Origin of the sequence: Muribacter muris (assembly GCF_001038205.1) — a bacterium.
Taxonomy (GTDB): domain Bacteria; phylum Pseudomonadota; class Gammaproteobacteria; order Enterobacterales; family Pasteurellaceae; genus Muribacter; species Muribacter muris.
In genome coordinates this window covers 1-11,204 of record NZ_JWIZ01000070.1, presented here as the reverse complement: position 1 = coordinate 11,204, position 11,204 = coordinate 1, and the positions used below count along the sequence as shown (strand labels likewise).

At 37.5% G+C, this 11,204-nt stretch carries 8 protein-coding genes and 4 pseudogenes; 9 read left to right on the top strand and 3 right to left on the bottom strand.

Annotated features, from left to right (window positions below):
- Positions 1–78 (top strand): annotated as a pseudogene (locus RO21_RS12975) (IS1595 family transposase); the annotation flags it as partial.
- A 17-nt stretch (positions 79–95) separates the two neighbouring features.
- On the opposite strand, the pseudogene RO21_RS09945 reads toward RO21_RS12975, so the two are convergent.
- Positions 96–1,028: pseudogene (locus tag RO21_RS09945) on the bottom strand (IS1595 family transposase); the annotation flags it as partial.
- An 86-nt stretch (positions 1,029–1,114) separates the two neighbouring features.
- Between RO21_RS09945 and RO21_RS09940 the strand changes: the two are divergent.
- The 7 genes and pseudogenes from RO21_RS09940 (at position 1,115) to RO21_RS09915 (ending at position 7,359) form a co-directional block, all read left to right on the top strand.
- The gene (locus RO21_RS09940) at positions 1,115–1,453 is read left to right on the top strand and encodes a helix-turn-helix domain-containing protein (protein ID WP_039081729.1); all 339 of its coding nucleotides are present in this window, start codon (positions 1,115–1,117) and stop codon (positions 1,451–1,453) included.
- Between the two features lie 33 nt (positions 1,454–1,486).
- A complete protein-coding gene (locus RO21_RS09935; protein ID WP_039081728.1) occupies positions 1,487–2,506 on the top strand; it encodes a DNA adenine methylase in 1,020 nt (339 codons plus the stop codon).
- A complete protein-coding gene (locus tag RO21_RS09930) occupies positions 2,494–3,405 on the top strand; it encodes a Dam family site-specific DNA-(adenine-N6)-methyltransferase (protein ID WP_047977630.1) in 912 nt (303 codons plus the stop codon). Before RO21_RS09935 ends, RO21_RS09930 begins: the two co-directional genes overlap by 13 nt.
- A 10-nt stretch (positions 3,406–3,415) precedes the next feature.
- Positions 3,416–5,176, top strand: a complete 1,761-nt coding sequence (locus RO21_RS09925; protein ID WP_047977629.1) for an AlwI restriction endonuclease — start codon at positions 3,416–3,418, stop codon at positions 5,174–5,176.
- 140 nt (positions 5,177–5,316) lie between these two features.
- Positions 5,317–5,442 (top strand): annotated as a pseudogene (locus tag RO21_RS12970) (IS1595 family transposase); the annotation flags it as partial.
- Between the two features lie 306 nt (positions 5,443–5,748).
- Entirely contained in the window at positions 5,749–6,822 is a 1,074-nt protein-coding gene (locus tag RO21_RS09920; protein WP_047977628.1) for an IS1595 family transposase, read from the top strand.
- 24 nt (positions 6,823–6,846) lie between these two features.
- Positions 6,847–7,359 (top strand): hypothetical protein, encoded by a 513-nt coding sequence (locus tag RO21_RS09915; protein WP_053067765.1) that lies wholly within the window; start codon positions 6,847–6,849, stop codon positions 7,357–7,359.
- Positions 7,360–7,512: 153 nt separating this feature from the next.
- Here RO21_RS09915 and uvrA read toward each other — a convergent pair whose 3' ends face one another.
- Positions 7,513–10,341: an excinuclease ABC subunit UvrA gene (uvrA, locus tag RO21_RS09910; RefSeq protein WP_047977627.1), complete on the bottom strand. Its 2,829-nt coding sequence runs from the start codon at positions 10,339–10,341 to the stop codon at positions 7,513–7,515.
- Positions 10,342–10,501: 160 nt separating this feature from the next.
- Here uvrA and RO21_RS09905 point away from each other — a divergent pair, with 160 nt between their 5' ends.
- Positions 10,502–11,035 (top strand): single-stranded DNA-binding protein, encoded by a 534-nt coding sequence (locus RO21_RS09905; RefSeq protein WP_047977626.1) that lies wholly within the window; start codon positions 10,502–10,504, stop codon positions 11,033–11,035.
- 69 nt (positions 11,036–11,104) lie between these two features.
- Here the strand turns inward: RO21_RS09905 and RO21_RS12965 are convergent.
- Positions 11,105–11,204, bottom strand: a pseudogene (locus tag RO21_RS12965) (IS1595 family transposase); the annotation flags it as partial.

The window sequence follows — 11,204 nt, the reverse complement described above, 5'->3', positions numbered from 1 at the left end:
GAATGGCGTTTTAACCACAGTGAAATAAAAGTTCAATTTTCCATTTTAAAACAATTAGTAAAGCAGAATTTATTCTAGTTATCTAGTACAGCCCCAATAGTTAAATTATCCAGTTTGCGAGTATCTTCACGATAGGCGACCTCATTGGCATAATTATCAAGATACACGTTGCTCATCTTATGGACTTGTCCGTAATACATTCGTTTGAATCGTGCAAAATAACTTTCTGCAAGGTTATTAGTAACGCCTTCATCGCTACGATACTCATGTTGGTGATTAACTCGTCGTAGGTCGTAATTTACCATTAGTTCATCATAGGCTGAGTTTTCGTCCGCATGAATACGGCTGTTTGGCTCAATGTACGCCGTGGCTAATTTCTTCACCGTTTCTGTGTTCTCTGAGAGAATAGGGAAAGTGATGGTTTTCTTTGCACCCACTAATTGCGGATTAGAAGCCCTTTCTTGTTCTGAATAACGCTCACGCATCACTAATACTGCACGTTTGTTTGGATTGGTATTGGCTTTTAAACGTCTATCCACACGTTCTGCTTTCTTATTCTTTGGGCGTGGCGCAGAATGTACATAAGTTCCATCTATATGGATTTCGCCTACTAGGGGGAATAACTCACGTTGGATAATCAGGCTTTCACGAATCTTATGCGCAAGGGTAAAAGCCGTTTTGTATTGCACATTCAAATCTCGAGAGAGCTGGCAAGCGGAAATCCCTTTTACCGCATTCACAAATAATGCAATAGCAAATAGATAGGTTTGAAGCGGCAACTTATGATTCGCAAAAATTGTACCTGATGTAATACTAAAAGTACGCTTACAATGTTTGCATCGCCACTGCTTGCGAGTAGAGATAAAGTAGGCTTGATGTTGCACACCGCATTTAGGGCAAACTTGTTCATTCTCACTTCTCCAGCGTAATTCATGCAATAAAGAAAATGCATCAGCATCAGATAGACGAGCTATCTTTAGCGGACTTAATTTTCTTGCAGAGCTAGATAACAAAAAATGCTGTGCCATAAATCTAAAAAAAATGTACAATATGGGTATGTAAGATGATTTAATCATACTCAAAAACTACGCTTAAGTCAATGTGGGATACAAAAATGAGTATAAGCAACCGTTTGAGAGAAGTGATGGAGTATAAAGGCTTGAATATCAAAGCCTTTGCTCAGTTACTTGATGTACCTTACCGTACCCTTCAGAACTATTTACTTAATGAACGTGATCCGAGTGCTGAAGTTTTAATCAAGATTAGTGATGTATTGAATGTTAATTTAAACTGGCTAATGCGTGGTGAAGGAGAAATGTTTCGTGATTCTATGAGTGAAAGTAAATTGAATGAAAAAGAAAAGCAGCTAATCAGCCACTATCGGAAAATGTCGAGTGATATGCAGATTGCTTTTGACATATCTTTCAGACTCCTATCTAAAAGTGAGATTTAAATTAGGGTTACTTAATAAGATATAGAATAATATATGAAATTTAATATAGAGAATAGACGTTACATAGGTAGTAAATTTAAATTAATGCCAAAAATATCAGATTTAATCCTATCACACACAGAAGGTAGATCTTTTTTTGATGTTTTTGCAGGCACTGGCGTTGTTTCAAGTTATATGTTACCACATTATGATCGAATCATACTTAATGATTTATTGTACTCTAACAATGTTATTTATGATGCATTTTTTAATGGTTATAAGTCCAACAGATTTCTGTTACAAAACTTTATGGCTGAAATCCTAGATATACATAAGGATAGTATTCTCGATAATTATTTTTCTAAAAATTTTGGAAATACTTATTTTAGTCAAAATGATGCAAGAATTATAGGAGAAATTCGAGAGCGTATTGAGAATAATAACTTATTATCTGCATTAGATAAGAATGTATTACTTGCATCACTTATTTATTCAACTGATAAAATTGCAAATACAGTAGGACATTATGAGGCATATAGGAAAAGAGAAAATATAAAAGATAGGTTTTTATTCGAGTTAGTTAAACCTATAAATACAATAAATAAAACTATTGAAATTTATAGAAGTGATGCTAATGATTTAGTTAAAAGAATAACAGCTGATATTGCATTTATTGATCCTCCATATAACTCTCGACAATATTCTCGTTTTTATCATGTACTTGATACACTATCGCAATGGGATAAACCTGAACTTTATGGCATAGCTAAAAAACCTAAAGAGCAGAATATGAGTGAATACTGTAGAGTAAAAGCCCCTGATACATTTGATGATTTAATTCAAAATATTGACGTAAGATATATCGTAACAACTTACAATAATACTTATGCTTCAAAAAGTAAAAGTTCGCAAAATAAGATTACACATGAGCAAATTTTATGCTCATTAGGTAAAGTAGGTAATACTAAACAGTTTGAATTTCCACATATATATTTTAATGCAGGAAAAACATCACTACAAAATCATGCTGAGTTTGTATTTATTACGGAAGTTACTAAAAAATGCAAGAGTTAAAACCAAAGAGAAGCCCTTTATTTTATGTTGGTGATAAATATAAACTCATGAATCAATTAAATAAGCTGTTTCCTAGTAATATAAATCGATTTATTGATATTTTTTGTGGTGGAGGCAGTGCATCTCTAAACACAAAAGCAAATCATTATGTTCTCAATGATGCAAATTCTTATGTAATAGAATTACATCACTTATTACTAAAACATAGCCGAAACACTAAAGAGCTAGTAGATTATTTCTATAATGAAATAAATAGTTATAAATTAAGTCACTCTGAAAAAAGTATGCCAAGTGAACTACAAAAACTCAAAGAAATTTACAAAAAAACTTATTTTGCAAAATATAATAAAAATAACTATCTTAAATTGAGAGATGACTATAATAAATATAGAAATACAGAGCGATTATATCTATTATTAGTTTATGGATTCAACCATATGATTCGTTTCAATTCTAAGAATGAGTTTAATCTTCCAGTTGGGAATGTAGATTGGAATAAAAATGTCACAAAAGCATTATTAGACTATGGTGAATGGGCTTCTAAAAATCATATCAATATATATAACTCTGATTTTGACTTATTACTAAGAAATTTTTCTTTTCAACATGGGGATTTTCTTTATTGCGATCCTCCATATTTAATAACATCTAGTGAATATAATAAAGTTTGGTCGGAAAAGGAAGAGTTAGCTCTATATAAATTGCTTGATGAATTGCATAAGCAAGGTATCGTTTGGGGATTGTCAAATATGCTATTCCATAAAGGTAAAGAAAATATCATACTTAAAGATTGGGCTAATAAATATACTATATTTAATATTAAAAGTAATTATATTTCACGATTTGATAATAGCGTTAAAAAAGATAGTAATGAAATTTATGTAACCAACTTTAATTAGGTATGAAATTATGACAAGAAAAGGTATTTTACGACGTAAACCTATATCGTTTGATACAACACTTAGAAACCCTGAGCGTATTCCGCAATTTATTAGTGTATTGTCTGAATTTGAGAATCAATTGCTTACTTCAGAAGTCGCCTTATCAATAGAAGCTGAGATTATCAGACAAAAAATTTTTGAACCAACACAACAAACAATGGGGACTTATGTTAAAAAATATTCAGGCAAGTTTCATTTTATTGCTAAAGATTTATCTGATAATGCTGAACAGAATGTTTCTGAATTATATACAGAATGGTCAAATAATGAAAAAGGGGTATTATCTCGTGAGCAAGTAATCTATTTACTTCAAAACACAATTACCGCTCATAAAGAAGCTGGCTGGGAAGGCGGTTGGGAGTCTCGATTACATACTCAATTTAATTTCTTAAATGAATTAGGATTAGTTATAGTAGCTAAAAATAAAATTATTAAAATTTCTGAAGTTGGAAAGTTAATGATTAAAAATTACAATCAAGGTTATAGAATCCCTAATTCAGATTTGTGCTTTGAAAAGTCGGCTTTTTTAATGGCTTTTGCGAAATATCAAACAAATAATCCATATCGTAGCAATACTATAAAAGTTAATTTTTTCTCATTAGTTTTGAATACAATTAAAGAGCTTAAACATATTTACAAAAGAAAAGGTTTAGCTATTAATGATCTACCATTTGTAATAGTATGGAATAACAATGATTATAAAACATTAGCCAAATTCATACATCAATTTAGAGATGAATTTGGTTACAATTGTTCAAGTACCTTAGTTTATGAGTATGCAATGAATTTTCTTGATGAACAGAAAGAAAAATTGATTTTATGTAAAGCAAGAAAAAGCTTTATCGAAGAAAAGCAACAAGACTACAAAATTGAGAAAATTACAAAAGAAACACCTGATGAAATAGTTAGAAAATTAAGATTAACACAATTGGTTAGTTTAAAAGGTAATGCTAACTTTTTAGATCTTAACTCTAATGAGAGTGATAAAATTGAATATATTTGTAATAAATTTAATATAAACAAAGAATTTGATTCTGCTGAGAATTATTTTGAATACTTAAATAAAATTGAGAACACTCTTCTATTCAAAAGCGATGTAACATATTTTGGGAAACATGGAGAAGAAAAGCAAAAGTTAATTTCACTTTTGGCGAAGGAATTAGAATGGAACGCTTTAAAAACAGAAATGAAACTAACAGTCAGTAAAAAGGGTTCTCAATATGAGCATTTTAAATATATCCCTGAGCCTGCGAGATTAGAGTTTTTGAGTGCAATTGCACTAAGAAAAGCTCTTCCAAATGTAATTATCATACCAAACTATATATCAGATGATACTGGCTACCCATATAATACAGCAAAAGGCATGAGCATTAATTCTAGTGGAGCAGACATTGAATTAATTGAAAACACTATTTATGCTACTTGCGAACCAACATTAAGTTCGGCTTCCCAATATCAAGCTGTTAATGAAATACCTGCAATAGTAGATCATTTATTTAAAATTTATGATAATAAGAAAGTTAATATAACAGATTTATTTTCAATCTTTTTAGTCCCAAAAATTACGGATAGAGCTAACAATGCGATAGCAGAGGTGAAACATTCCCAAAATGTTCACATATACGCATGGCAAGTTGACGATTTTATTGAATTTTCAAAAAGTGTTAAGTCATTAAGTGATTACAAATCTCAACGAGCTTATACAAAAAGAAGAGTAATGGCTTATTAGTTTTATAACAAACTAGGGGCTAATTCTTGTAGCTGTTGATATTCAAGACAAAATGCCTTTGAGCCGACCTGAAATTCAGGTGGGCGATTTTTTATGTCTAGCGTTTGGCTTTGAGTACCTTGTACACACAAGGAATACTTATGGCGCAGCATTATCTGCTTTCAAGCAAATCTAAAAATTTAAATCTCAAACAAATCTTTCGCTTAAATGAAGAGGAAGCCTTCCAACTTTTAAAAGCCAACCGTTGGGAAAATCCTGATAAAATCCTCCAAAGTAGTACGTCTAAATTATAGAATAAGCCACTTAAGATAATCACTCAAGGTGTTTAAAATATCATCAATTAAACTTGTCAAAAAATTTCTCTTGACAGAACTAAGACCTTTTAGGCACTCGCTATATTCAAAAATGCAGAAAATTTCAAAAAGCACTTGACAAAAGAAAACGCTTGACAAGCACCCTATAAAATAATATCTTTTTGCCCACAGAGAATAGTCCCTTCATTATGACTTTGTTTTTTTAAGCCTAAAAAGGCTTGGAAATTTCAGAGTTTTAATGAAGGGATTTTTGTTTCTATGGCACAACATTTTCGGTTATCAGCGGCAGCACGCCAGCTATCTTTAGATAGCTTGGTGAGTTTGTCTGATGCCGAGATTTTTCAGCTATTAAAACAAGCTCGATGGGGTAATGTAGATGAAATAAACGATGTTATTTGTCCGCATTGCCATACTCGCCACCACGCCTATTTCATTTCTACTCGTAAACAATGGCAGTGCAAACATTGCCAACATCGTTTTTCTATTACAGCAGGCACAATTTTTCAAGGTGCAAAACTTTCTTTGCGTAAAATTGTATTGGCAATTTTCTATTTTGCGACGGAAAGTAAAGGATTATCTGCCATTACGTTATCACATAAGCTCAACGTGCAATATAAAACAGCGTGGGTACTGTTGCATAAATTCAGGGAAAGTTTAGAAAAAGCCAAAGATTTAACACCGTTAAATGGTGAAGTACATATCGACGGTGCTTATGTGAATTACTACATTCGCCCTAAAATTTTCCGTCATAAACGTATTGATAGACGGAAGAAACGCTATCAGCGTGCGGATAAGTCTTGTGTATTGGTATTCCGCCAACGAGCGGCGAATCAAGCAGTGATGAAGGGAGCTGATAGAAGTATTGTCGCCGTAGTAAAAGAAGAAAATACGCAAGATATACTTGATTTAACGCAACGCTTAGTCAAGCCGAACAGCACCATTCATGCTGACGAAAACCCTGCTTATGACAGTCTCGCCTTTCATTATGATTTATGGCGAGTAAACCATTCATTGGAATACTGCTCGATTGACGGTATCACGAATAACCTTGCCGAATCCTTTTTTGCACGGTTACGGCGCGCAATTACAGGTATCTACCACAAAATGAACAATAAATATCTGATGTTCTATGCCAATGAAATAGCGTGGCGAGAAGATAATCGCCGAAAAAGTGTAAAAGAGAAATTTGAGCAATTACTAAGATGTTGCTTAAACACCTTGCCATCACGAGATTTTTTAGGGTACTGGCAAGGCAATAAAAAAGCCGAAGCATTGTTTGGTTTAGCAAGCCTGACTGCTTCAAACGATTCACACTACCTAAATGCAGCGTAACATTGCAACAAAGAGGAATACAAAATGACTGAAAAAAGAATCAATACAAACCTTACTAAAATGTCTTACGAGCATTTTAAAGCGTTTATGCAAGGGATTGCTTTGCTTTATTCTAACGTGAGCTTTGAGCGTAATTACATGTCTTTATTTAGTGACTTAAGCTCAATGGCGAAACATGTTGAACGACTACCTTCGGATTTCTTTACTTTTTATGGGGCGTATGAAATTGCGGATAATCAAGTTGTGCTTGCTGTGTTTAGAATTAACCTCTCTGAATCAGAGAGCGATGAAAGTCCAAATATCTCAGATATTGAAGTGAGTTTTGCAGAAGATGAACGTAATCTACGATGCTCGGTTCGAATCAGAAAATATCTGACCCAATCGGATTTTGTAGCAAGGGCAAATGTTGCCTATCCACCAGTAATGGAAGATTTGTTATGGGAAAAAGATTCTGTCAGTAAAAAATCATCTAAAAAGACATCTTCTACTGAAATGGAAAATCCTGTTTGGGATTTCGATGACGATGTTTCTTTTTAAGTGAGTTATATTTTTCAATATCCTTTAAATCAGAAAGCCTTTAACTTATCATTAAGCTAAAGGCTTTCTTTTCAACGGTTAATTATTCAAGTTTTGGTTTTGTGCAACTGCTACATAATACCGGATTTTTTTGCAAATCTCACCGCTTGTCGATTAGCCTTTAGCCAAAATAGCTTTGAGGAAACGGGCGGTATGGGAATGTTGGTTTTGAGCGACCTGCTCCGGCGTGCCGCTGGCGATAATCTGTCCGCCGCCGCTGCCGCCTTCAGGGCCGAGATCGACAATCCAGTCCGCTGTTTTGATCACATCTAAATTATGCTCGATCACCACAATGGTGTTGCCCTGATCCCGCAGACGATGCAACACGCTCAACAGTTGCTTAATATCGGCAAAATGCAGACCGGTAGTCGGCTCGTCCAAAATATAGAGCGTTTTGCCGGTATCACGTTTGGATAACTCCGTTGCCAATTTGACCCGTTGGGCTTCGCCGCCGGACAGAGTAGTCGAGGACTGCCCCAAGCGAATGTAAGATAAGCCGACATCCATCAATGTTTGCAATTTGCGGGCGATCATCGGCACCGGATCAAAAAATTCCCGCGCTTCTTCAACGGTCATATCTAACACTTGGTGAATGGTTTTGCCTTTATAGCGGATCTCCAAGGTTTCGCGGTTATAGCGTTTGCCTTTACAGTGATCACAAGGCACATAGACATCGGGCAGAAAGTGCATTTCGACTTTAATGACCCCGTCCCCTTGGCACGCTTCGCAACGTCCGCCTCGTACGTTAAAACTAAAGCGCCCGACATTATAACCCCTTGCTCGCGCTTCTTGTGTGCCGGCAAATAATTCACGAATCGGCGTGAATAGCCCCGTATAAGTGGCAGGGTTGGAACGTGGCGTTCGCCCAATCGGGCTTTGGTTGATGTCGATCACTTTGTCAAAATGCGCCAACCCGTCAATACTTTTGTAAGGGGCGACATTCTGATTTTCCGCACGATTAAGGGCATTCTGTGCCAGCGGAAAGAGGGTGTCGTTAATGAGGGTCGATTTGCCCGAACCGGATACGCCGGTAATACAGGTGAATAACCCGACCGGAATATCTAAATTCACATTTTTAAGGTTGTTCCCCCTTGCTCCCCTTAGACTCAGCAGGCGTTTCGGATCGATGGGGGTACGTTGCATCGGAATGGTGATTTTCTCTTTGCCTGATAAGAATTTACCGGTGGTAGAAGCCGGATTCTGCATAATTTCCTGTGCCGTTCCTTGTGCAATAACTTGTCCGCCGTGAACGCCGGCACCGGGGCCGATATCAACAATGTGATCGGCAGCCATAATCGCATCTTCATCGTGTTCGACCACGATCACGGTATTCCCCAAGTTCCGCAGATGAATTAAGGTATTGAGCAAGCGCTCGTTATCCCGCTGATGTAGTCCGATAGACGGTTCGTCCAGCACATACATCACCCCAACCAGCCCTGCACCGATTTGGCTGGCAAGGCGAATCCGCTGTGCTTCACCGCCTGACAAGGTTTCGGCAGAGCGGGATAAGGAGAGATAATTCAACCCGACATTCACCAAAAATTGCAGGCGTTCACGGATCTCTTTCAGGATTTTTTCGGCAATTTGCGCACGTTGCCCCTCAAGCTGTAAGCTCTCAAAAAAGCTCAACGCTTCGCCGATACTTTTTTCCGAAATCATCGGCAGATTGGTTTGATCTAAAAAGACAAAACGGGCTTCTCGGCGTAGGCGAGAGCCTTGGCAGTCGGCACAGGCTCGATTATTGATATATTTTGCCAGCTCTTCTCTGACCGAGTTTGACTCGGTTTCTTTATAGCGACGTGCCATATTGTTTAGCACCCCTTCAAAAGTGTGAGTGCGTTTAACCGTATCGCCCCGATCATTGACATAATGAAATTCAATCTCGTCTTTTGAGCCGTTTAAGATGATGTTTTGGATTTTTTTCGGTAGCTGATTAAACGGCGTTTCAATATCGAAATCGTAGTGGTTGGCGACCGATTTAAGCAAACCGAAGTAGTAAAAACTGCGGCGATCCCAACCTTTAATCGCCCCACTTGCAAGGGACACTTCAGGGTTTTGAATGACTTTTCGTTCATCGAAATATTGCTGTACGCCTAAGCCATCACAAGTCGGGCAAGCGCCGGCAGGATTATTGAACGAGAACAGGCGAGGCTCTAGTTCCGTTAGAGAATAACCGCACTGCGAGCAGGCAAAACTGGCAGAAAAGACCAGTTCATCGGCATTTGGATTGTCCATATCGGCAATGATTGCCGTAGAGCCGGACAGGTCTAATGCCGTTTCAAAAGATTCCGCCAAGCGGGTGGCGATATCGGCTCGCACTTTAAAGCGATCGACAACCACTTCGATAGTGTGTTTTTTTTGCAATTCCAATTTAGGCGGATCGGACAAATCGCAGATTTCGCCGTCAATTCTCGCCCGAATATAGCCGTTAGCGGTCAGGTTCTCCAAGAGTTTACTGTGTTCCCCTTTACGATCTTTCACCACAGGGGCGAGCAGCATTAAGCGTTTGCCTTCCGGCTCTTCCAATACGCGATCGACCATTTGCGAAATAGTTTGGGCAGCAAGAGGCGTATCGTGATCAGGGCAACGCGGTTCGCCGACACGGGCGAACAACAGCCGCAGATAATCGTGAATTTCAGTTACTGTACCTACTGTGGAGCGCGGGTTATGAGAGGTAGATTTTTGTTCGATGGAAATTGCCGGCGATAATCCCTCAATGTGATCCACGTCCGGTTTTTCCATCAGGGAGAGAAATTGGCGGGCATACGCCGAGAGCGATTCAACATAGCGGCGCTGCCCTTCGGCGTATAAGGTATCAAATGCTAAGGACGATTTGCCGGAGCCGGATAAGCCGGTGATCACAATAAATTTATCTCTCGGCAGAGTAAGGTTGATATTTTTTAAATTGTGGGTTCTTGCCCCTCGAATATCGATGTACTGCATAAAGCTCTTCTTGGAAAAGTAAAGTATAAAACGTGATTTTCTCGATCATTATCGCATAATTTGAATAACTGTACAAAATTTCAGTTTTATCAGATGATTTTTTTGTGAAAATAGGGCAAAATAGCACAATTTTCTAATCAGTAAAGTTAAGAGGATTTTTATGGCTGGCGTGAATAAAGTGATTATTGTTGGGAATTTGGGTGCAGATCCGGAAATGCGTACAATGCCTAACGGTGATGCGGTCGCCAATATCAGTGTGGCAACCAGTGAAGTGTGGAACGATAAAAATACGGGCGAACGCCGTGAGGTAACGGAATGGCACAGAATCGTGTTTTTCCGTCGTAACGCAGAAGTGGCGGGACAGTATTTGCGTAAAGGTTCTAAAGTTTATGTAGAAGGGAAATTAAAAACCCGCAAATGGCAGGATCAAAACGGGCAAGATCGTTATACAACGGAAATTCAGGGCGATATGCTACAAATGTTAGACAGCCGTAATCAAGGCGGCGATTTTGGCGGCAATCAAAACTGGGGCGGTTCAGCATCGACAACTCAATATAACCAAGCAAGCGGCTATCAGGATAACTATTCCCAATCTTATAGCCCTAGCCCTGCCGCTGCTAAACCGACACCACAACCAAAACCGGCTGCAGCAGAACCGCCAATGGCTGATTTTGATGATGATATTCCTTTTTAGCACCCATATATTTTAGAAATGTAAAATAAATATTTTTGGGGCTATAGTAGATTAGCCCTAAATATCACACTATTTGCGTAACGTGTTTAGTTGTGCTTTTGGTGTCCCAAAGTTAAACCGAAATTCACATTCCTTCAAGAATAATAGGAAGTTTTTTCGGTTTATTCCG